The 23,705-nt window shown below is 40.1% G+C and carries 20 protein-coding genes and 1 riboswitch; of the genes, 5 read left to right on the forward strand and 15 right to left on the reverse strand.

The genetic code is table 11. From position 1 onward, the window contains the following. Position 1 precedes the first annotated feature (1 nt). From ACSVH6_RS00160 to ACSVH6_RS00175, 4 genes are all read right to left on the reverse strand, one after another. Positions 2–850 carry a prephenate dehydrogenase gene (locus tag ACSVH6_RS00160; RefSeq protein ID WP_438074377.1) on the reverse strand — a complete coding sequence of 283 codons (849 nt, stop codon included), beginning with the start codon at positions 848–850 and terminating at the stop codon, positions 2–4. A gap of 10 nt (positions 851–860) precedes the next feature. Further along, complete coding sequence (locus tag ACSVH6_RS00165; RefSeq protein WP_438074380.1) at positions 861–2,003, reverse strand: pyridoxal phosphate-dependent aminotransferase; 1,143 nt, start codon at positions 2,001–2,003, stop codon at positions 861–863. Then, on the reverse strand, positions 2,000–2,827 hold the full coding sequence (locus ACSVH6_RS00170) for a prephenate dehydratase (protein WP_438074382.1): 828 nt from the start codon (positions 2,825–2,827) through the stop codon (positions 2,000–2,002). The genes ACSVH6_RS00165 and ACSVH6_RS00170 overlap by 4 nt, the downstream gene beginning before the upstream one ends. A gap of 247 nt (positions 2,828–3,074) precedes the next feature. Continuing rightward, the gene (locus ACSVH6_RS00175) at positions 3,075–3,998 is read right to left on the reverse strand and encodes a M20/M25/M40 family metallo-hydrolase (RefSeq protein ID WP_438074384.1); all 924 of its coding nucleotides are present in this window, start codon (positions 3,996–3,998) and stop codon (positions 3,075–3,077) included. 98 nt (positions 3,999–4,096) lie between these two features. Between ACSVH6_RS00175 and gldA the strand changes: the two genes are divergently transcribed. After that, positions 4,097–4,999, forward strand: coding sequence for a gliding motility-associated ABC transporter ATP-binding subunit GldA (gene gldA, locus ACSVH6_RS00180; protein WP_438074386.1), 903 nt, complete (start codon positions 4,097–4,099; stop codon positions 4,997–4,999). Between the two features lie 28 nt (positions 5,000–5,027). Here gldA and ACSVH6_RS00185 read toward each other — a convergent pair whose 3' ends face one another. The 9 genes from ACSVH6_RS00185 to ACSVH6_RS00225 form a co-directional block, all read right to left on the reverse strand. Beyond that, positions 5,028–5,777, reverse strand: coding sequence for a GIN domain-containing protein (locus tag ACSVH6_RS00185; RefSeq protein WP_438074389.1), 750 nt, complete (start codon positions 5,775–5,777; stop codon positions 5,028–5,030). A gap of 10 nt (positions 5,778–5,787) precedes the next feature. Beyond that, on the reverse strand, positions 5,788–6,879 hold the full coding sequence (locus ACSVH6_RS00190; protein ID WP_438074391.1) for an acyloxyacyl hydrolase: 1,092 nt from the start codon (positions 6,877–6,879) through the stop codon (positions 5,788–5,790). Between the two features lie 140 nt (positions 6,880–7,019). Further along, the gene (gene metF / locus ACSVH6_RS00195) at positions 7,020–7,976 is read right to left on the reverse strand and encodes a methylenetetrahydrofolate reductase [NAD(P)H] (protein ID WP_438074393.1); all 957 of its coding nucleotides are present in this window, start codon (positions 7,974–7,976) and stop codon (positions 7,020–7,022) included. Positions 7,977–7,978: 2 nt separating this feature from the next. Then, positions 7,979–10,642, reverse strand: a complete 2,664-nt coding sequence (gene metH, locus ACSVH6_RS00200) for a methionine synthase (RefSeq protein WP_438074395.1) — start codon at positions 10,640–10,642, stop codon at positions 7,979–7,981. Continuing rightward, positions 10,642–11,631, reverse strand: coding sequence for a homocysteine S-methyltransferase family protein (locus tag ACSVH6_RS00205; protein WP_438074397.1), 990 nt, complete (start codon positions 11,629–11,631; stop codon positions 10,642–10,644). The genes metH and ACSVH6_RS00205 overlap by 1 nt, the downstream gene beginning before the upstream one ends. A gap of 168 nt (positions 11,632–11,799) precedes the next feature. After that, positions 11,800–11,903: riboswitch (SAM riboswitch) on the reverse strand. A 161-nt stretch (positions 11,904–12,064) separates the two neighbouring features. Next, the gene (locus tag ACSVH6_RS00210; protein WP_438074399.1) at positions 12,065–13,165 is read right to left on the reverse strand and encodes an aspartate kinase; all 1,101 of its coding nucleotides are present in this window, start codon (positions 13,163–13,165) and stop codon (positions 12,065–12,067) included. Next, positions 13,152–14,153 carry an alpha/beta fold hydrolase gene (locus tag ACSVH6_RS00215; protein WP_438074401.1) on the reverse strand — a complete coding sequence of 334 codons (1,002 nt, stop codon included), beginning with the start codon at positions 14,151–14,153 and terminating at the stop codon, positions 13,152–13,154. Before ACSVH6_RS00215 ends, ACSVH6_RS00210 begins: the two co-directional genes overlap by 14 nt. 80 nt (positions 14,154–14,233) lie before the next feature. Beyond that, the gene (locus ACSVH6_RS00220) at positions 14,234–14,692 is read right to left on the reverse strand and encodes an OsmC family protein (protein WP_438074403.1); all 459 of its coding nucleotides are present in this window, start codon (positions 14,690–14,692) and stop codon (positions 14,234–14,236) included. 3 nt (positions 14,693–14,695) lie between these two features. Beyond that, entirely contained in the window at positions 14,696–15,988 is a 1,293-nt protein-coding gene (locus tag ACSVH6_RS00225) for an O-acetylhomoserine aminocarboxypropyltransferase/cysteine synthase family protein (RefSeq protein WP_438074404.1), read from the reverse strand. A 683-nt stretch (positions 15,989–16,671) separates the two neighbouring features. Here ACSVH6_RS00225 and metK point away from each other — a divergent pair. Further along, positions 16,672–17,922 (forward strand): methionine adenosyltransferase, encoded by a 1,251-nt coding sequence (gene metK / locus ACSVH6_RS00230; protein WP_438074406.1) that lies wholly within the window; start codon positions 16,672–16,674, stop codon positions 17,920–17,922. A gap of 128 nt (positions 17,923–18,050) precedes the next feature. Here metK and ACSVH6_RS00235 read toward each other — a convergent pair whose 3' ends face one another. After that, on the reverse strand, positions 18,051–20,744 hold the full coding sequence (locus tag ACSVH6_RS00235; RefSeq protein ID WP_438074408.1) for a carboxypeptidase-like regulatory domain-containing protein: 2,694 nt from the start codon (positions 20,742–20,744) through the stop codon (positions 18,051–18,053). A gap of 18 nt (positions 20,745–20,762) precedes the next feature. Continuing rightward, the gene (locus ACSVH6_RS00240; protein ID WP_438074410.1) at positions 20,763–21,677 is read right to left on the reverse strand and encodes a GLPGLI family protein; all 915 of its coding nucleotides are present in this window, start codon (positions 21,675–21,677) and stop codon (positions 20,763–20,765) included. A gap of 118 nt (positions 21,678–21,795) precedes the next feature. Here ACSVH6_RS00240 and ACSVH6_RS00245 point away from each other — a divergent pair, with 118 nt between their 5' ends. From ACSVH6_RS00245 to ACSVH6_RS00255, 3 genes are all read left to right on the forward strand, one after another. Next, positions 21,796–22,590, forward strand: a complete 795-nt coding sequence (locus tag ACSVH6_RS00245) for a hypothetical protein (protein ID WP_438074412.1) — start codon at positions 21,796–21,798, stop codon at positions 22,588–22,590. Beyond that, positions 22,591–23,205: a deoxynucleoside kinase gene (locus ACSVH6_RS00250; protein WP_438074414.1), complete on the forward strand. Its 615-nt coding sequence runs from the start codon at positions 22,591–22,593 to the stop codon at positions 23,203–23,205. Between the two features lie 116 nt (positions 23,206–23,321). After that, on the forward strand, positions 23,322–23,705 hold the full coding sequence (locus tag ACSVH6_RS00255) for a hypothetical protein (protein ID WP_438074416.1): 384 nt from the start codon (positions 23,322–23,324) through the stop codon (positions 23,703–23,705).

Here is a 23,705-nt window from a genome sequence, read left to right on the forward strand (position 1 = left end):
CTTACTTTTTTCCGTTTAATATTTCTTTGATTCTGTTGGTATTGGCCATTTCATTAAATATTTGGTCATAGTCTTCTCTTTCCAACAGAGTTTTAAATTGAGTTAAATTGGCTATATATTCTTCCAACGATTTAATCACGTGTTTTTTATTTTGCTTAAAAATGGGCGTCCACATAGCTGGCGAACTTTTGGCCAACCGTACCGTACTCTCAAATCCGCTACCGGCCATGTCAAAAATATCGCGTTCATCTTTTTCTTTTTCCACCACCGTTTTGCCCAGCATAAAAGAACTGATATGTGACAGGTGCGACACATAAGCAATATGCTTATCGTGCGATTTGGGATCCATATACCGAATGCGCATTTCCAATCTTTGAAACAACTCCATAGCACGTTCCTGCAATTTAAACGTTGTTTTTTCTACCTCACAAATAATATTCGTTTTCCCTTGAAACAACCCTTTGATGGCCGCCGAAGGCCCTGAAAACTCCGTTCCTGCTATGGGATGTGTTGCCAAAAAATTTCTTCTTTTACAATGTGTTGAAATGACTTCACAAACCGGCAGCTTGGTAGAACCCACATCCAAAACCAAAGCGTTTTCTTCAATCACATCCAAAACTACTGGCAAAAGTACTAAAGCGATATCAACCGGAACGGAAACGATGACTAAATCTGCTTTATTCAAGTCTTCCATCTGAGCTTTTTTATCAATAATACCCAATTTGAGTGCTTGGTTCAAATGATTTTCATTGGCATCAATACCAAAAATCACTGCTTCAGCATAATGTGTTTTGATGTCGAGCGCCATCGAACCGCCAATCAAACCAATTCCAATTATATATACTTTCATCTTTATCGCTTTAAAATCGTTCAATTGCTTCCTGAATTTTTGCTTCGGAAACACAAAGGGAAAATCGAATATAACCTTCTCCGTTGCTCCCAAAAACAGTCCCCGGCGTGATGAAAATATGCTTCTCAATCAACACCTCATCAATGAATTTTTCAGCTAAAACACCTTTCGGAAGTTTGGCCCAAACAAACAACCCTATACTATTCTTGTCAAATGTGCAACCCATTTTTTCTACTAATTGGAATACTAAATCTCTTCGTTTGGCGTACACTTTATTTTGTTTATCGAACCAATCTTTACCCAACATCAAGGCTTCAATCGCCCCTTTTTGAATGCCATAAAACATGCCGCTGTCCATATTGCTTTTGACTTTCAGTACTGCTTCAATCAAAAAGGCATTACCCATTACCATGCCCACACGCCAACCGGCCATGTTGTAGGTTTTGGACAGGGAATTCAGTTCTAAGGCAATTTCTTTGGCGCCATCAACCTGCAAAATAGACAGTGGGTAATCATTCAATACGAAGCTGTACGGATTATCATTCACAATCAAAATGTTATGTTTTTTCCCAAACACTATTAGTTTTTCAAACAGTTCTAAAGTGCCGTTCGCTCCCGTAGGCATATGCGGATAACTAACCCACATCAGCTTGACTTTTGACAGATTCATTTGTTCTAATTTCTCAAGGTCAGGTTGCCATTTATTATCCTCTTTCAAATCATAATACACCGCTTTTGCCTGAACCAATTCGGTCACCGAAGCATAAGTTGGATAGCCCGGATTCGGAATCAAAACTTCATCGCCGGGATTTAAAAACGCCAAGGAAATGTACATAATTCCTTCTTTGGAACCCATCAGCGGCAGAATCTCGGTGGCAAAATCCAAATCGACATTGAAGTGTTTTTTATAAAAATCAGCCATACCTCTGCGCAACTCGGGAAGTCCTTGATAACTCTGATATTCGTGGGCTTTGTCATCCCACAGAGCCTGATGCATGGCTTCAATCACTGTAGCATCGGGAGCCAAATCAGGACTACCAATTCCCATGTTGATTATTGGCTTTCCCTCGGTCATGAGTTGGCGCACTTCGCGCAATTTTCGGGAGAAGTAATATTCCTGAACACTTTGTAGTCTGTCGGCTGTGGTAATCATAATTTTCTGTTTTTATATTCACCCAATACTTTGAAATGATTGGTCATTAGGACTAGAATTTTCATGGCTTTTTCATAGTGTTTATACTTTTCAAATACCACATCCACAAAAAATGAATACTGAAACGGGGTTTCAATAATTGGCATCGATTGTATCTTCGTTAGATTGAGTTTACAATTGGTCATCACGTTCAATACGGTGGCTAAGCTTCCGGGCGTATCATCCAACTCAAATTTCAAGGATGCTTTGTTGATTTCTTCTTTGGCTAAAATGCCGACTTCTTTGCTGAGGATAAAAAAGCGCGTCATGTTGTTATTTACCGTTTGGATTTCGGGGGCTATGATATGTAAATCGTACATCGATGCAGCGGCTTTACTGGCAATGGCCGCTATACCTTTGAGTTGTTTTTGATGAATTCGTCGTGCGGTTTCAGCGGTATCTTTGTCTTCGACCAATTTAATCTTCGGATGCTTTTTCAAAAAATCCATGCACTGTAACAAGGCCATAGGATGCGAATGCACTTCGCTGATTTCACTGATTTTTTGGCCATTGAGCACCATTAAATTCTGAATAATATCCAAATAATATTCGCCTATGATGTGCAGCCCTTTCTTATCAATCAACGCATAATTAGGAATGATTGAGCCGACAATAGAATTCTCAATTGCCATCACCGCCAACTGGGATTTGCCCTGCAGCAGGCTGTCGACCAGCGCCTCAAACGACAGGCATTCATTCACGGAAACATTCTCATGAAAATATTCCTGTGCCACCTGATGATGAAACGAACCTTTGATGCCTTGTATTGCAATTTTTGTTTCCATAATAATCAAAAAAAAATCCCAACTCTCGTTGGGATTTATATATCGTATGTTTTCTTTTTTATCTTTTCACATAACACAATACCAATCCCTTTTTCTGTCCGAAGAAGAAATAAAAGAAATAGGTATAAAACGTATTAAATGAGTTCATTTGTTGTTTTTATGTTTGGCTAATGTAAAAAATTAAACCGTAAGTTTTACAAGGAACAGCAAAAATAATTACGGTAACGTTTTCGTAAAAAACCTTTGCTTACAACTTCTCTACCCTGCTTGGTGTATCTTTTCCGCTGATGATACTTTCTGAACTGAGGGCAATGGCTTTGATAATTTCGGTCATATTGTCCAAATCTAGAGTTGTAAACTCATCACTGAGTTGATGGTAATTGGGTTCTGAGTCCATTTTTGAAGTCGAAATCGTATGTGCCGGTACACCGAGTGCCGCTAACGTAGCATTATCCGAACGGTAAAAAAGGTGCTCGCTAGGATAAGGATCTTCATAAAAATTGAAATTGGTTCCTTTTAAATTCTTTTGCAAAATAGTCCCGAAGTCTGATTTTTCGAAACCCGTAATATAAGCTGAGTTCCTTTCCCACTTGCTTTCCGTGCCTATCATTTCAATATTGAACATCGCCACCACCGCATCGGGATTGATGTTTTTAGTAAAATATTTGGAGCCATAACCGCCCACTTCCTCTCCGGTGAATGCTACAAAAACAATGGTGCGCTCGTTGTTGTTCAATTCTTTAAAATAGCGCGCCAACGCAATCACAGCCGTAGTACCCGAGGCATCATCATTAGCTCCGTTATACACTTTATCATCACCGTAATCCACAATTCCCAAATGATCGTAATGAGCCGAAAACACAACATATTCATTAGGTTTAGATTTCCCGGGCAACATTCCGATGACATTATTAGCCGACTTCCCTTTAGCTTTGAAATCCTGGCGATAGCTCTTCAAATCGCCGTAATACTGCAATCCGATTTTGGTAAATTCTTTTTCGATAAAAGCAGAAGCAGAATCAATGCCCGCTGAAAAAATCTGCCGGCCCTGCATGTTATCCGAAGCCAATGTCGTTTCGATTCGGACGATTTCACTTTTTTGAATGATTGGCTTCACTTGAGCCTGTGCCCAAAAACCAATAGCTAAAAATCCTAAAAGAAATTTTTTCATAGCGTGTTCCCAATTATAAAACCAAATTTAGCTAAAGGAATCTAAAAAATACGAAAGCCGTCATTTTTCTGTTTACATTTGTTCCAAATTTCAGCGTTATGTCAATTGAAGTACAAAATATTTCCAAAAGTTATGGCACTCAAAAAGCTTTGGACAGTGTTTCTTTTTCCATCAAAAAAGGAGAAATTGTGGGATTTCTGGGGCCAAACGGAGCCGGAAAATCTACTCTGATGAAAATCTTAACCACTTTTATCACGGCCGATGAAGGCACCGCTTCAGTAAACGGAAATGATGTAGCCGAAGCGCAACTCAATGTCCAAAAATCAGTAGGATATTTGCCCGAACACAACCCACTGTACTTGGATTTGTACGTTCGCGAATATTTGGCATTTAATGCTGATGTATATAAAGTAGCCAAATCCCGTATCGAAGAAGTAATTGAGCTTACCGGTTTAGCACCCGAAAGTCATAAGAAAATAGGACAGTTATCCAAAGGATACCGCCAGCGTGTAGGCTTGGCCACCGCTTTACTGCACAACCCCGATGTTCTTATTTTGGACGAACCGACCACCGGGCTCGACCCCAATCAGTTGGTAGAAATCAGAAATGTGATTAAGAATGTGGGCAAGGACAAAACGGTATTTCTTTCTACCCACATCATGCAGGAAGTAGAAGCCATTTGCGACCGCGTAATTATCATAGATAATGGCAGAATCGTAACCGATAAAAAACTGGACAAACTGGTAACCGAAGAAAAAGAGCAAATCATTGAAGTAGAATTCGACCAGGCAATCAACGAAGCACTATTGGCTGAGTTGCCTAACATTAAAACCTATAAAAATACTGCCGACAATATCTGGTTACTAACCTTCAGCACTGAAGAAGACCGACGCCCAAGTGTGTTTGACCTAGCGCACGACAATGGTTTGAGAACATTGCAAATCAGTCTGAAAAATAAAAATCTGGAAGAAATTTTCCGCGAGAAAACCAAGAAAAAATAACTATCAAATCCCGGTCTTCGGGATTTTTTTATGGATATACAACGTGTCCGGTATACAACTCTTGTACATCTACCACAGGCGGCACATTAGTCAGAATCAAATTCCCCGTGCTGTTCATCACCCCGGTGATGCTTTGCACCGGATGCACTATCATGTCATTGGAACCGCGGTGGTACACTATAATATTTTGAGCGATTAGGTTTTGAGCTTCAATTCTTCCGTCACCAAAATAAAAATTCAGGTTGGCTGTATTGGTTTGTCCTGACAGAAAAAACCGCGACACATTATTGCTGTTAATATTCAACAAATCATTATTCAAATTAAGGATAAAATCGCCGGTTCCTGCGCCTTTCTCGCCATCAGCATCTTTATCAAAAGAAGTGAAAGTTAAGTTAGGAAATGTCAAAACGCCGTTGGAACTGATGTCCTTTTCGGTTTTGGAATACACCTCTTCGAGAGTTGGAGTAGTAACCAAAATCCGTGTGGTACCATAGGCTCTCACCCAATTGCAACTGGCCTCATCCTTAAAAATCAGTTGATCGCCGTCTTGCAGCACTTCCACATTGTCAATAAAATTTTCTCCGGCTTCTATCTGCACTTTATAATCCGCGCCTTGGGTAATGACAACTTCAATGCCTCGGTATACTTTGATTTTTTTAAACGGCATTACCGTTACGTCTTTAACCACTAATACACCCGTGCTTTCTACACAATCACTGGGTTTTTCACAGGAATTGAAAATGAAACCCAAAACCAAGAACATTATAATTTTTTTCATTTCTTTTTGTTTATAATCTGACTCCCACTCCAAACTCTAAGGCTTCTGCCAAAAACATATGCGTCTTAATGGTAAAACTGGCAAAAATCCGCTCATTAAAATTATACTTCATCCCCAATCGATCATAAATGGCAATATCCTTCTTAAACGGCTGGTACACATAATAGCCCACCTGAGTTTCGAGCGAAACTTTATTGATGAATAACTCATGTCCAACAAAAATACCCACCCTCTTATAATCGGTATCGGCATCGATATGCTTCTCGGGGTAAGCCACCGAGTAATATTTAATATAATCCTTAAACGATTCGGTCAAAAACAAATCTGTCCCCAACTGTAGGGCCGATTTCCGGTTCAGTCTTTTTTCGCCATAGAACCCGAGATGGTAAAATGGTCGCTGCCCGCTTCTGATGATGGGACTTTCATTAATTCCGGTACGGAAAACAAAATTGTAATAAATGTGACTTCTATAATTCTTCTTGCTTGCTGTCGAGTCTAAAGTTGTTACTCTTGGATTTTCTTTGTCTAAATTATAATTCAGCCCGATGTTTAACAAATAAGTATTAATCCCGCTGTTAGGCGATTTCACCCTTCCGTTCGAATAATGTGTAAACATGAGTCCGGCATGAAACCCAATAGGTTTCAATAGCGTTTGGTTATCGTAGGTCAACCCCAAATTCGTATTATCCAAAATAGGAGTTCCAAAGGCTTTGTTCTTGCTGTTCGTAAATTTGTCATACGGGTTGGTCACCAAAGCTATCCCTTGCGAAATGCGCAGCTGCAAATGGCGGTTCAAAAAGTAAAAGTTGTAAAATCCGCCCAAAGCATACGCCTGTCCAAGTGGCTGGCTGTTAAAATCCTGATACAAAAAATAAGCACCATAATCAGGGAAATTATACACCCGCTGCCACTCTTTTTTGCCATACGTTTTCACGGTATAGTTTAGCATCAACCCTTCGGGATGCCCTTGAATAAGGTGGTACATATCCTCTTTGTGCGCCAGCGTATTCCCGCGAAGCACCGAAGCTTCTATCGAAAACGCATTGTTTTGCGCCAAAGCCACCCCTGAAATCAATACAATAAAATAGAAAAAATGTCTCATCCTAAAATTAAAACCGCACAAATATAGCAGTTTATCATTAGGAGCGAAGGGTTCGGGCATTTTTAACATCCTTGTTCCCGCCATCCGCTATACACGGTGCCGCTACTGTCGGGGCTAAACGGAAAGGGCCATTTGAAGAATTAAAAAACTTTGGAAGCGATGGCCTTAATATTCTCTGCCTTACCCATGGAATAATAATGCAGTACCGGAATGCCGGCAGCTACCAATTCCTTACTTTGTTGTGTACACCATTCAATTCCTATTTGCTTAACCTCATCATTATCTTTGGCCTTGACCACAGCCATAATCAAATCATCAGGCAACTCCACACTGAAACGGTGCGGAATTAAGTTCAGTTGCTTCTTCGTTGCAATAGGTTTGAGACCCGGAATAATAGGCACCGTGATGCCGGCTGCCCGGCATTTGTCTACAAAATCAAAAAACTTGCGGTTGTCAAAAAACATCTGCGTAATGATATACTCGGCGCCATTCTTGATTTTTTGTTTTAGGAAATGAATGTCACTGTCCAAACTTGGGGCTTCCATATGTTTCTCGGGATACCCTGCCACACCAATACAAAAATTAGTACTCGCCGAATTCTTTAGATCTTCATCCAAATAAATTCCGTTATTCAGGTTACTGATTTGAGTCACCAACTCAGTGGCATTGGCGTTCCCTTCCTTCTCCGGACGAAAATAGGTTTCGGTTTTCAACGCATCCCCACGCAAGGCCACCACATTGTCAATTCCTAGAAAATCCAAATCAATCAACAGATTTTCGGTATCTTCTTTAGTAAAGCCTCCACACAGAATATGCGGAATCGCATCTACATTGTATTTATTCTGAATTCCTGCACAAATCCCCACCGTTCCCGGACGTTTCTTTACAATCTTCTTTTGCAACAAACCATTGGGCAACTCCTTATATTCATATTCCTCACGGTGATACGTTACATCAATAAAAGGCGGATTGAACTCCATTAGCGGATCAATACTGTCAAAAATAGATTGAATATTTTGTCCTTTTAACGGCGGTAAAATTTCAAACGAAAATAAAGGTTTTCCGTTGGCGTTTGCTATATGTTGGGTTACTTTCATTGCTATTCTGCTATATTAGGATTCAGCCATTTGGTGGCTAGTGTTGTACTTATGTTTCTTCTTTTGGCGTAGTCTTCCACTTGGTCAGTCTTGATTTTTCCGAGTCCGAAATACTTGCTTTGCGGGTGAGCAAAATAATAGCCCGAAACGGAAGCCGCCGGCCACATAGCCATACTTTCGGTAAGCTTTACCCCAATTTCGCTTTCTACGTTTAATAGTTTCCAAATGGTGGGTTTCTCCAAATGGTCGGGACAGGCGGGATACCCCGGTGCCGGGCGGATACCTTTGTACTCCTCGTCAATCAATTCCTGATTGGACAACGATTCTTCGGATGCATAACCCCAGATCTCTTTACGAACTTTTAAGTGCAAGTATTCGGCAAAGGCTTCGGCCAGTCTATCGCCAAGCGCTTTGACCAAAATCGAATTGTAATCGTCTAATTGTTTTTCAAATTCGGCCGCTTTTTCATCCACACCAAAACCGGTGGTCACACAAAAAAAACCCATAAAATCTTGTTTCCCACTTTCTTTTGGGGCAATAAAATCGGCTAAAGCCATATTAGGGGCTCCGGCTGTTTTTTGGGATTGCTGTCGTAGTGTCAGGAATTTGGAATCTGTTCCCGAAATTTCGATATCGTCATCGTTTATGGTATTTACCGGAAAAATCCCCAGGACTCCTTTGGCGGTAAACCATTGCTCAGATACAATTTGGTTCAGCATTTTTTGCGCATCGGCAAATAAGTTAGTGGCTTGCTCGCCTACCACTTCGTCAGTTAAAATCGCCGGATATTTTCCGTACAGTTCCCACGATTGAAAAAATGGCGTCCAGTCGATAAAGCCAACCAAATCCGAGAGTGCCACCTCAACGGTTTTAGTTCCGATAAAGTTGGGTTTTACCGGAGTAAATGCATTCCAATCCAATTGCAGTTTATTGGCTCTGGCTTCCTCAATGGAAAGATATTTTTTTTCTCTGCTTCTATTCAAATAGCCTTCTCTTAGTTTATCATATTCCGCTCGAACCGATTGTGCATAATCGGTTTTAGTTTCTGATTGCAACAAATTACTCGCCACAGTCACTGCACGAGAAGCATCATTCACATGTACTACGGTTGCAGTATATTCGGGGGCAATTTTTACCGCTGTGTGGGCACGTGAGGTCGTGGCACCTCCAATCATTACCGGGATTTTGATATTGAGTTTGTCCATCTCTTTGGCAAGGTATACCATTTCGTCCAACGAAGGGGTAATCAAACCACTCAAACCAATGATATCAACATTTTCCTTAACAGCCGTTTCTATAATTTTTTCGGGAGGCACCATTACCCCTAAATCGATGATTTCAAAATTGTTGCACGACAATACTACGGATACAATGTTTTTTCCAATATCGTGCACATCGCCCTTTACCGTAGCCATCAGTATTTTACCGGCCGAAGACGATTTTCCGTCTTTCGAAGCTTCTATATAAGGTAAAAGATAGGCCACTGCTTTCTTCATGACACGGGCAGATTTTACCACTTGTGGCAGGAACATTTTCCCGCTGCCAAACAAATCGCCCACCACATTCATCCCGTTCATCAAATGGTTTTCGATGACTTCAATGGGTTTTTCTACCGTCAATCGAGCTTCTTCTACATCAAGCTCTATAAACTCGTCTATCCCTTTCACCAACGAATGGGTCAATCTGTCTTGTAATGAACCGTTGCGCCACTCTTGCACTGCTTTTTCATTCGATTTGGCTTCACCTTTGTAGCTTTCGGCCAGTTCGAGCAAGCGTTCCGTAGCGTCTTCTCTTCGGTTTAATAAAACGTCTTCGACGTGTTCCAACAATATTGGATCGATTTCATCATAAACCTCCAGCATTTCCGGATTCACGATTCCCATCGTCATCCCATTTTTAATCGCATGATACAAAAATGCCGAATGCATGGCTTCACGTACTTTATCATTGCCGCGGAACGAAAATGATACATTGCTTACGCCACCCGAAACCCCTGCATAGGGAAGGTTTTCGCGTATCCATTTGGTAGCTTTGAAGAAATCAACCGCGTTCAATTTGTGTTCTTCCATTCCGGTAGCTACCGGAAAAATATTGGGATCAAAGATGATGTCCTCCGCCGGAAAGTGGACTTCATTGACGAGGATATCATAACTCCTTTTACAGATTTCAATGCGGCGTTCGTAAGTATCAGCCTGACCTTTTTCATCGAACGCCATCACAATGACGGCAGCACCGTACCGTTTAATCAATTTGGCATGATGAATGAACGCTTCTTTTCCTTCTTTTAAGGAAATGGAATTCACGATGCCTTTCCCTTGAATGACTTTCAAGCCTGCTTCGATAATTTCCCATTTGGAGCTGTCAATCATTACCGGAACACGTGCAATATCAGGTTCAGCGGCAATCAAGTTGAGGAATTTGGTCATGGCATACACGCCATCCAACATCCCTTCATCCATGTTGACGTCAATGATTTGGGCCCCACCTTCTACTTGGTTTCGAGCGATATCAAGGGCTTCTTCGTATTTCTCTTCTTTAATCAAACGCAGGAATTTGCGCGAACCGGTTACATTGGTACGCTCTCCAACGTTAATAAAATTAGATTCCGGAGTAACGATTAACGGTTCTAATCCTGATAATTTTAAATATTTTGTTGCTTCCGCCATTATATCGCTTCTAAAATTGTTCTGGGTTTGAATTGTTTTGCCACTTCAGAGATGGCTTTGATATGCTCCGGAGTGGTGCCACAACAGCCACCTATAATGTTTACTAGATTATCTTGTAAATACTCTTTGATTAAGGCTTGCATTTCCTGTGGTGTTTGATCGTATTGCCCGAAAGCATTGGGCAAGCCGGCATTAGGATGTGCAGAAATATTTAAGGTTGTATTGTGGGCTAATCGTTTTAAATACGGTTTCAACTGGTCGGCACCCAAAGCACAATTAAATCCAACGGATAACAGCGGAATGTGTTGAATGGAGATTAAAAACGCTTCTACTGTTTGACCTGATAAAGTTCTGCCTGAAGCATCGGTAATGGTACCGGAAACCATAACGGGAATGTCAAGATTGCGTTCTTCTTTGACTTCTTCTATGGCAAATAAAGCCGCTTTGGCATTTAAAGTATCGAAGATGGTTTCGACCAAAAGCACATCGCAACCGCCGTCAATCAAGGCTTCAACTTGCTGTTTGTAGGCGATGCGCAAATCGTCAAAAGTCACGGCACGGAACCCCGGGTCATTTACATCGGGTGACATGGAAGCAGTACGGTTAGTTGGTCCAATCGAACCGGCAACAAAGCGCGGTCGGTCGGTAAATTCATCGGCGACTTCGCGGGCAATTTTTGCGGATTGGTAGTTGAGTTCATATACCAAATCTTCCATATGGTAATCGGCCATCCCGATGGTGGTTCCTGAAAAGGTATTGGTTTCAACGATATCAGCACCGGCTTGAAAATATAGCCGGTGGACTTCCTTCACTGCCTCGGGCTGGGTGATGGAAAGCAAATCGTTATTGCCTTTTAAGGGATGTGGAAAATCTCTGAAGCGTTCTCCTCGAAAATCTTCTTCAGAAAAGTTATTGCGTTGGAGCATGGTTCCCATGGCGCCGTCGAGGACGAGGATTCTTTCTTTGATAGCCTCTTGAATTTTTGACATATACTTTTTTACAAAATGGATAACTTACTAGCCCCGATGGCAGCAACTACCTTGTAGTGCGGACAGCGGGAACAGGGATGGCAATAACGCGCAAGCCCTTCGCTCATGACTTTGACAAGCTCAGTCAGACATAAATATACGTTATCAAAAAAGGGAGAAAATTTCTCGTGGTTATCTGCTCTCAAAAATTGAGATAGAATGTAGCACCTTCTACGGGTGTAGGGTTGCTAAGCTTTCATTGGGTCTATTCCCTCCGGCTTTCGTGATAACGAACAATATGATTATGAACGGTGCAAAGTAACGCTATAGAATTCTAATTTGCAAGGGATTTGAAAAAATAAAAACCTACAACGTTGTAGTGTTGCAGGTTTTTGCCTGCCTGTCGGCAGGCAGGTGGTTGAAGGTTAGTTAGCAAAGTCGGGCTTGATTGTACTCACAACCAAACCGTTTCTTTGATTTTTGTTTTCTCGGCAATTTTGAGAATATCGGTGAGAACACCTCGGGCGGTGACTTCTTTTCCAGCCCCGGCACCCTGAATGACAATGGGAATGTCGCCGTAGGATTTAGTGTAAATTTCAATCAGATTATCGGCGCCTTTGAGTTGGCCCAATGCAGAACTTTTAGGAACCGAAATTAATTTGACTTCCAGTTTTTTTGTCGCCACATCTAATTCACCTACATAGCGCAAAACATGGTTATCGGCCTGGGTGATTTTGGCAATTTGAAACGGTTTGTCAAAAAGCGATTTATTTACTGAATATTCTGCTTTGGTATTCTTTTCATTCAGATTGGGAAGCAAAAGAGTTTCTGTTTTTATGTCTGTAAATTCAAACTCTTGTTCTATTTCGCGGGCCAGAATCAATAATTTACGAGCCACATCGTTTCCGGATAAATCTTCCCGGGAGTCGGGCTCAGTGTACCCTTTCTTTTCCGCCTCCGTAAGAATAGCTGAAAACGGAATGTCTTCAGCAGAAAACCGATTGAAAATATAACTCAACGAGCCGGAAAACACTCCTCTTATTTTGCTGATTTCCTCGCCGGAGAAGTGCAAGTCATTTATGGTTTGAACGACCGGTAATCCGGCACCTACATTGGTTTCATACAAAAAGGTTTTGTCATATTTTTTGAAATTGTTTCGCAGTTCTTTATAAAAATCCAATCCTAATGTATTGGCCTTTTTGTTAGCGGCAACAATGTCAAAACCGTTTTGAATGAGTGGAATATAGCTTTTAATCAATTCCGAACTGGCCGTAGCATCCACAGCAATCAGGTTTTCCAATTGTTGCTCTTGAACGTATTCAATGATGTCTTCGATTCGGAACGGAATAGCCGATTGAGCAAAGTTGGCTTCCCATTGGTTTTTGACGCCCTCTTTTTCAAAAAAGGCCAAAGTGGAATTGGTAATGATGGGAAAACGCAACTCAATATTTCTTTTTTCGAGGAAGAATTGTTGGCTTTCAATTACCTGATTGATTAAAGTGCTTCCGACATTTCCGATGCCGAAAAGGATGACATTGACTCTAAGCGCTGACATAATTATGTTGTTTTTGTTTGTTAAAAATAGGCTCCAAAATTTGAGCTAACTGTTCGAATTCTATCAAAAAAGCATCGTGCCCGTGGATGGATTGTATTTCGTGATAAAAGACATTTTCTTTTACGGTTTGCAACTGCTGATGCGATTCGCGGTTTTCCTCGGGAATGAAAAAATAATCCGTATCAACAGCAATCACATGAATATGGGCTTGGATTGTTTGAACAACAGTCAAAAAATCTTTTCTGTTCCGAGTGATGTCATTGGTCTTCAATAAATGATTCATCAACTTATAAGCCGACAAACGAAAGCGGTTTTTGAGTTTGAACCCGTGAGTAATCAGCCAGTTTTCAATTTGAAATATTGATAAATCGTCGAGTTTGTTTCTTTGAAATCGCTGATTAATCGACTGAGGTGTTCGGTATAAAAGCATGGCATGCAAACGAGCATCGGCTATAGGATCATCAGAGTTATTCAGAATTTGGTCTTGGATCAGCACATTGGCAATGACCCAGTCAGTCGCCTTCCAATCCGTAGCCACTGGAATTAAATGGTCGATTTTGTTGGGTTGCAAAACAGCCATTTCCCATGCTACAGCTCCTCCCAAACTACCTCCGATTACAGCGAAAACTTTTTTGACGTTTAAAAACTGTAGGCCTTCCCAAAAAATACGCGCCACATCGCGAATGGTAAAATCCACATAGGCTGAAATCAGATTTCCGAAATTACCATCATAGCCATTCCCCGGAATATTGAAAGCAATCACAGTAAAATAGACTGTATCGATGATTTTATTTTCACCTATCAAATCATTCCACCAGCCGTCTTCTCCGGTAACATTTGAATTTCCGGTCAAAGCGTGATTCACCACCGCAACCGGCGCTGTTCCCACAGGTTGACCAAACGTTTGATAGAACAACGGAAGATACGTTCTTTGTTTTCCGTTTTCTAAATCAAAGTTGAAGAGATCTATTTTTTCTAAATTTTTCATTTTTCTTTTTTTATAGGCTGACTCTGTTTGAAAAATTGGAGGCAGCCTTACCAAACAACTCTAAACAATGTTTTTTTATGTTACGCCACTTCCGATGTTTGATACTCTTTGAATAATACCACCGAAACCGGCGTGGGACGGACCAAATTGTCTTGGACCGGGCAACGGTTTTCGACATCAATCAACCAAGCTTGAAGTGCTTCTAAGGTGGCATCGGATGTCGGTTTAACCACTATCTCAATGGATTTGAATCCTGCTCGTTCAGTACTGATTTTTCCTTGGTATTTGTCTAAACTGAGAGTTCCTGAAATTTCCACCTGCAGTGATTTGAGAACGATACCCTGCTCTTTGGCCACCAATTTACCCACGGCATTAATGCAACCCGCATATCCCGCCAAGAGATATTCTAAAGGGCTTGGGCCTTCCAATTCAGGAGATTGTGCATTTTTACTGATTCTGATATCTAAGTGCTGTGCTTTGACAATGAACTGGTTATTGTCTTTGGAATAGCCTACTACGTTTACTGTTTTTGTGCTCATGATTTATACAGTTTGTGGGTTTTTAATGGTGGCAAATACTGCTTTCAAATCAGCCTTTAAATCGTCAATGTTTTCCAATCCAACAGAGAGACGAATTAAATCTTTGGTCACTCCAGTAGCTTCTTGTTCGGCATCAGACAACTGTTGGTGTGTGGTACTAGCGGGGTGGATGATTAAGGATTTGGTGTCGCCAATGTTAGCCAATAGCGAAAACAACTTGGTCTCATCTGCTACTTTTTTGGCCGCTTCAAAACCACCTTTTAATCCGAAAGTTACAATACCACTTTTGCCTTCAGGCAAATATTCGTCGGCCAAGGTTTTGTATTTAGAGCTGGTTAAACCCGGGTAGTTTACCCAAGCTACTTGCTCTTGGATTTCTAACCATTGGGCCAGAGCCAAGGCATTTTCGCTGTGCTTTTTGATTCTAATTTCCAAGGTTTCCAATCCTTGTATCGTTTGGAAAGCATTGAACGGACTTAATGCCGCACCAAAATCACGCAAGCCTTCGATGCGCACTTTGGCAATGAAAGAGGCTGCACCCAGAGACTCGTAATATTTCAGTCCGTGATATCCCGCTGATGGTTCTGTGAATTCCGGGAATTTGCCATTGCTCCAATCAAAATTTCCGGCATCGATGATAACACCTCCCAAAGAGGTTCCGTTGCCGGTAATGTATTTGGTTAACGAATGGATTACTATGTCAGCACCATGTAATATTGGGTTTAGCAAATAAGGGGTCGCCACGGTATTGTCAACGACAAAAGGAACTTTAAACGCTTTGGCTTCCTTGGAAATTGCTTTCAAGTCCAGCACATCTAGTTTTGGATTCCCTAAGCTTTCGGCAAAAAACACTCTGGTATTTTCTTGTGTGGCTTTGGTAAAGTTATCCGGATTAGATGGATCAACAAAAGTGGTAGTGATTCCCAATCTTGGTAAAGTGACGTTGAGCAAATTGTAGGTCCCGCCATACAAGCTATTCGAAGCGACAATATGGTCCCCCGCTTTGAGTAAAACTAATAAAGCCGTGGCAATGGCTGATGTCCCCGAAGCTGTCACTACAGCCCCGATTCCGCCTTCAAGCGCGGCAAGGCGTTGCTCGAGAATATCGTTGGTTGGATTGTTCAAACGGGTGTAGATAAATCCAGATTCTGCTAAGCCAAATAGGTTGGCGGCGTGCTCTGCATTGTTGAATACATACGAAGTCGTTTGGTAAATCGGAACGGCTCTGGTTCCTGCGTTTTTGGTAACGTCATGTCCGGCGTGCAACGCGTTTGTTGCGAATTTTTGTGTGCTCATGATTTTAAAATTTAATAGTTACTGTTTATGAAAATTTTTAATGTTTAGGAATAAAAAAGCCCTTTTGGATGGCTTACCAAAAGGGCTCTAGGATATAGAATAACTACGATTAATTCATCCGCTTTTGGCAACAGGGTATGGTGATACAACACATCATCATGTGCATCATGCGGGTCATCATCATATTTTTAGCTGTTGCTTTCATTGTTTTTATTTTTTGAATTTTACTGTAAATAAAAAACCTCTGCGGTGTGCAGAGGTTCGATTGATATGTTTTAAAAAATTTAAAATTATGCAATAGTGCGCTCTGCGGAAGTTTCCGACATCATACGACACATATGGCACATTGTAAAATTCATTTTTCGTTGTTTTTGATGGAACAAACTTCTGAAGTATTTTTCATTTGGCAAAATAAAAATTGAAAATTTAACATTTGAAGTTTGTTTGTATATATTTAAATACTACGTATTTAGATTTTTGATGAAATCATAAAAAAATAAAAAAAAGCTAATTGTTTTTTGTATTCTAAATAGTCTTTATACATTTGCACTCGAAAAATAAGAGGAAAAATTTGAACTGATTGCAACCTCGTTAAAAAATGCTAAAGCAGAAACTCTCCTTTAGCTTTTTGTAGCAATCCCCCTTTTTCTTCGTTAGAATTAATTTTAAATTAAAATATAATTATGGCTTATTTATTTACGTCGGAGTCAGTGAGTGAAGGACATCCAGACAAAGTTGCGGACCAAATTTCAGATGCATTAATTGATAATTTCTTAGCCTTTGATGCTGAGTCAAAAGTAGCTTGCGAAACCTTGGTAACAACGGGTCAGGTCATATTGGCCGGCGAAGTAAAATCGAATACTTATCTTGATGTGCAACAAATTGCCAGAGAGGTCATTCGTAAAATAGGATATACTAAAAGTGAATATATGTTTGAGGCTGATTCGTGTGGTGTACTATCTGCCATTCACGAGCAATCTGCAGACATTAATCAAGGAGTTGACAGAGCCAGTAAAGAAGAGCAAGGCGCAGGTGACCAAGGAATGATGTTTGGTTACGCAACGAATGAGACCGAAAACTACATGCCATTAGCTTTGGATTTATCTCATGCTTTGTTAATTGAATTAGCCAACATAAGAAGAGAAAACAACGAAATCAAATACTTGCGCCCGGATGCCAAATCACAAGTTACTTTAGAGTATTCTGATGACAACAAACCGGTACGTATTGACGCTATCGTTATCTCAACTCAACATGATGATTTTGCCGATGAAGCTACCATGTTAGCTAAAATCAAAAGCGATTTAATCTCTATTTTGATTCCGAGAATTAAAGCGAAATACCCTCAGTATGCGCATTTATTCAACGACAATATCACCTACCATATCAACCCAACCGGAAAATTTGTTATCGGGGGGCCTCACGGAGATACCGGATTAACCGGAAGAAAAATTATTGTGGACACCTATGGTGGAAAAGGAGCTCACGGTGGTGGAGCATTCTCCGGAAAAGATCCATCTAAAGTGGACCGTTCAGCAGCTTATGCAACACGTCATATTGCCAAAAACCTGGTAGCCGCTGGTTTGTGTGATGAAATTTTAGTACAAGTGTCTTACGCTATTGGAGTAGCCAAACCTACCTCAATCAACGTGAATACGTATGGTACTGCCAAAGTAAACATGACCGATGGTGAAATCAGCAAAGTAGTGGAAGGCATTTTTGACATGCGTCCTTATTTCATCGAACAACGTTTGAAGCTGAGAAATCCTATTTATAGTGAAACTGCGGCTTACGGACATATGGGTCGTACGCCTGAAACAGTAACAAAGACTTTCCAATTACCAAACGGTGCTCCTAAATCAGTAACGGTTGAGTTATTTACTTGGGAAAAATTGGATTTCGTAGACAAAGTAAAAGCGGCTTTCGGATTGTAATATTTGAAAACCACTATGTATAAAAAATCCCGCAATAGCGGGATTTTTGTTTTTTAGCCCTGATGGAAGCGGCATCCTTTTGTTTTGTCCCTCGGACAAACAAAAGATATAGCGGACAGCAGGAATAGCTACAAATTATACTTTAAAGTAAAAATCAAATAGCGTGGTTGCACATAGTACTGCGAATTGGAAATAATCAACTGATCAAAGCTGTTATCATTCAGTGATTTGGTATTCAGTAGGTTTGTAGCTGATATTTTGTACTCCCATTTACTGTCCTTCTTTTGATATACCAAACTTGTTGACAGGAAATCATATTCGTTATCTACTGTTTTATTGTTGTTGTAATAATGGTAAAACTCATACTCTGTTACCCAAGAAAAACTTTTCAGGAAGAAATAATCCAGTCGTGCAAAAGGCTTATCAGTGGTGTATTTGGTATGATTGTACTCGTTTAATGAATAGGTATATCCTAACTCCAAATTGGGTGCATTCTTAAAATTGGTAGAGGCTTTCAGCGTGTAGCTTTGAGTGAAACTCTCGGTGCTTTTTGCCATAGGCCCCACTTTATTATAGAACTTAGACCAATTCAAAGCGGCACTACCTGAGGCTTTATAGTACTTTAAAAAGGACCTCCCGTAGCTTCCCATACCTGACAAAGTCTCATCGGCAAAATTCGATTTATAGGGCGTTGCAATCTGATTGCCATCGGTAAATACAACCTGAGATTTTATCGCATCGATTCTGCGGGTATAGGTAGCATTGGCAAAAATATTCTCAAAGTTGAACATATTGTATTTGAAGTAACGCAACGAATGTACTTGTGAGGTTGCATTCTCCAAATCGCGTTTTCCACCAAACAAACTGTTATAATTGGAAAACACAAAACCTTCTGCCAACTTAGCGATATCAGTAAAATCATTGGTTAGCGAGAAGTTATACGTTAGTGTTTCTGCCTTTTTAATTTGGTACAACGCATAAAAATCGGGCAATACCTTGGTGAAATTGCGCTTGAAGTCGGAACCCAACTGTCTGTTGTTCATAGTATAGGCATGAAAGCTTACACCGGGTGTAAACGTAAACTTACCGGTCAGTATTTTGTAATGCAACCCCAAGAAAACATCGTTAAAATCATAATTAACATCATTGTTGTTGGTAGTTGAGTTTAAATCATTTTGGGAGCCGTTATCCAAAATCTGGAAAATATGGGAATTGAAATTTTGATGCGAATAGGTATTCCCTAATGTCACATTGATATTACTTTTTGGGGTCACCATATAATAATAATCCAACTTGGCATCGAGTTTATTGGTTTTTACCAAACGATTTTGGTTGATATCATTACGTGCCTGGTTCGTTACATAGTCCTGCAGATTAAAAGGCTGGTTTTCTAAATTGGCATTGTAGAAAGGGTCTTCCTCCTGAAACAAATGTTGCGCCTCAAAGGCAAACACATTTTTGTCGTCCATAGTATAATACAATCCTACATTCTGATTGACTGACACAGGCGCTTGCTTTTTACGGGTATAAATATCCTGAAAATTACTCCCTTGATTGTTTATAGTCTCCTGATTCAAAGTTGACGCTTCTTCTTGTTTGGACAACTTAGTTAAGACATCATAATCAAACTGAAAATTGGTGTTCGGTTTGTAACTGGAACTTAGTTTGGCCAGACCGAAATTACTTTTTTGATTGGAGTTTTCGGTAGTGTTTTGTAACACATTATTTGATAATATATTTCTTTGTGAGGTTGTCAGTATATCGGTTTTGGAAGAAGAAAAAATACCAAACCCACTCAACGTCCAAGTCTTAGTAGGATTATAGGAAAAATTGGCTGCGCCAAACTTAGTGTCAATGTTATTGGCGCGATTGTTTCTCAACAATGAGATACCCAAGTCGTTGGACGACACGTTAAAACTGCTGCCGCCTTTGGACATCATATTCCTAAATCCACCGGTCATCTTGAAATAATCCTGTATAGTCAGTGGCAGTTCGCCTATATTATTAAAATTGGTAATCAGATTGATACTGTATTTCGGACTGTAGTAAAACACTTTGGGGTTAGCAATATAACGATCCATTTTATCTCGGGCTCCTATACCTCCCCCGGCGGTAATATCACCAAACCAGAAGTTTTTCTTGCCTTCCTTCAGCTTGATGTTCATCGCAATGTTGTCCTGATTGTTTTCTACTCCTTTCAGTATGGAATTCTCGTTGTAGTTGCGTAATACCTGTACTTTATCGACGGCATCTGCCGGAATATTTTTGACCCCAAGCTTGGTATCGCCGTCAAAGAAGTCTTTCCCTTCCACCATTAACTTAGATACTTTCTTGCCTTCTACCTCAACTTCCCCATCGGCATTCACTTCGACACCCGGCATCTTCTTTAAAACATCTTCGAGTTTTTTTTCGGTTCCGGTTTTAAAAGAATCGGCATTGTAGACTATCGTATCGCCTTTGATGGAAACCGGCATTTCACGTACTATCTCTACACCTTCCAATTCGATACCGCCACTTTCCATCGTGATGTTTTGAGTGATGTTTTCACTTTGGGTAGTAATGCTGATTTCCTTGTTTTTCATCCCGAGATAACTCAGTTTGATAGCATAAGCGGTGTTGGCTTTTAAATTGAGTGAAAACTTCCCTTTGTCATTGGTAATAGCATAGGCATCCATGGCTTTGGTGCTTTGATTGGTAGCCATAATATTAGCCATTTCCAATGGCGCCTTGTTGGCGTCCTGAATAACTCCTTCGAAACGTATATTTTGGGCAAAACTCGTGACCGACAGACACCACAACAAGCCTAATAGTATTTTTTTCATAGAGCGTACCGCTGTGAATTAGTGACCCATTCTGAATTCCATTCGTCTTACGTCTCCTTGTCCTTGATTCATCTCGCGCATCTCCTGCATTTTTTTGATGACGGTTTCGTCATAGTCTTTTTGACTAATCACTTTGCCGTTGGTTGGCGCTTTAATTTCCACTTTGTCTTTGGTATTCAAGACCACTTTAGAACATAAAATTACAGTCTTCCCGTCATTCACTTCCAGAATAAGCCCCGGTAATCCCCAATAGTTTTCAGGTCCCTGATTAACCGGAATCTCGGGTGTATACCAAGCGGTAATATTAATTTCTTTCGGCATTTCAATATCGTCCATGAAATTGGTTTTCTTGTCTTTATCCTCCGGCTTGGTTTCCGTTTTAGCTGGCTCTTCTTTTTTATCGTCTTGCTTTTTTGGGCGGAAATTTCTAAAATCCGACTGACTTACCGGGCGCACTGCCGTGGCTTTGAAACAAGTATACCCGCCAATCACTTTGGTTTCCGATTCCATTTTCCAGTTCAGTTTGGGCAAGGAGTCTTTTACCAAAAATTCTTTCCCCATAAACTCCTTGTCCACGGTATAATTTTTCTCTTTTACGTTTTTGTAATAGGTACCGCCACCGCCCATCATGGAAGTCATCATTCTGAATCCGCCACCGCCTTGTTGGCCTGGCGTATCCAGTTTTTCTTCTTCTTTGTAGATGGAAGCCGATTTATCAAAATTGAGGATGAATGTTTTTTCAAACATTTTTTTCATACGCTCTTCAATCATTTTCTGCATTTCGGGAGAGATTTCTTTATTCCCTTCAAAACGGGATTTGAAATCGGCGGTACTTGTTTTTGACTCGTAAACCGCCATGCCCTGAAAATCTTTTTGGGCCTGTGAAGTGACAAATACCAACAGCAAACTAAAGGTTAAAACTATGTTTTTCATTGCTTTTTTGTTTTGAGTAGCAAATATGACGATTCGCTACGAAATGTGTTACCAATTTTTTGTTAAAATAGCGAATTAGACTTGTGGAAATTAATTTGGTTTACTGTAAATTAGCACTATGAGGAAATTTGTTATTTACAGCTTTTTGATATGGGCAACAGCAATTGGTTTTTGCCAAAAACCAAAACTGAAAACCACTGCTTTGGACACCGAAACACTCGAGAACAAAATCTACATAGGTTTTGATGGTTTGGACAATAACTATTACATCAAGGACAATATTTTTATCAAACAAGATGCCAAACAAAAGTGGGAATATAAGAACATCGCTTTGGGCAAAATTACCTCGGTTGATTTCATCAATCCTTTGCAAATAGTGATTTTCTATGAAAATTTCAATACTATCGTAACGCTCGACAACCAATTAAACGAAATTCAGAAGCTCAATTTATTCGATATTGACAACACCATTTTTGCCTCAAAAATAGGAATGGCGTCGCAAAATCAGTTTTGGATTTACAATGCTTTGACTCAGCAAATCATGCTGTTCAATTATTCTAAAAACACAGCAACAAATCTTGGTAACCCCATACCGGAAGCGATAAAATATACTCAATCCGATTTTAATAATTTCTATTGGATAGACGAAATCAACAATTGGTACGCTATGGATATATTCGGAAAAGTCACTTTATTGGCCAATGTACCGCCTTGGGAGAAAATTCAAATCATTGATAACGACAGACTGTTGTTTTCTTACGACAGCATTTTATATTGTCTAAATAATAAAACGAAGGTCATTTACGAAATAGAAATTGTTGAGAAATCGTTTCAGAATTTTTATTACAAAGACCAAATTTTAGCTATTTTTACCAACCAACAAATTAAGAATTTCAAATTAAAATTACCATAAATGCACATAGCGGTAGCAGGAAACATAGGCGCAGGAAAAACAACATTGACCCGATTTTTAGCCAAACATTTTAAGTGGGAGCCTCATTTTGAGGACGTAGTAGACAACCCATATTTGGATGATTTCTATCACCAGATGGAGCGTTGGTCTTTCAACCTGCAAATCTATTTCCTAAATTCCCGTTTCCGTCAAGTGTTGCAAATTCGCGAAAGTGGCAAGAACATCATTCAGGACCGAACCATCTATGAAGATGCCCACATCTTTGCTCCCAATTTGCACGCCATGGGATTAATGACCAACCGTGATTTCCAGAACTATTCCGATCTTTTTGAATTGATGGAAGGCTTAGTAGGTTCACCTGATTTGTTGATTTATTTAAGGAGTTCGATTCCCAATTTGGTTTCGCAAATACACAAACGCGGCCGTGATTATGAAAACACCATTTCTATTGATTATTTGAGTCGCCTCAACGAACGCTACGAAGCCTGGATTACCACCTATGACAAAGGAAAATTATTAATTATCGATGTAGACAACGTAGATTTTGTCAACAACCCCGAAGATTTAGGAATGATTATCAACCGCATTGACGCTGAAATCAACGGTTTGTTTTAAATATAAAGCTCTTTTATGGGCTTTTTTTGTATCTTTAGTTTCCCAAATCAGACAACTTCCAAGTCTGCTTGTTACTTTACCATGATGCACTGATTAGTCACTTAATTTGAGTTATCATGAAAACAAAATCCTCATGCCTGTTTCTTGCCCTGATTATAACCCTGCAAAGTTGTACTGTTTATAAAAAAACGCCGGTGTCAATTGCTGAAGCTTCCGAATCAAACCAAAAGGTGTTACTAATAACTACTAAAGACAAGAGAATTCCACTGAAAAGAATCGAAAGGACTGACAGTTTGTATTATGGCATTAAAAAGGTAAAAGGCGAAAACGTCAGAGTCCAGATTAATGAATTGGAAGTCAAAAAAATACGCCCTTATAATCGCGGGGGGTCAAACTTTGCCACTATCGGATTGGTGTTTACCTCCATTGTTGCCGTTTTGTTGGGTGTTTTAATCAATGATTTCAACAACAGCTGGGGATCATTTGGCGATGAAAATTAA

Origin of the sequence: Flavobacterium sp. XGLA_31 (assembly GCF_051547105.1) — a bacterium.
Taxonomy (GTDB): domain Bacteria; phylum Bacteroidota; class Bacteroidia; order Flavobacteriales; family Flavobacteriaceae; genus Flavobacterium.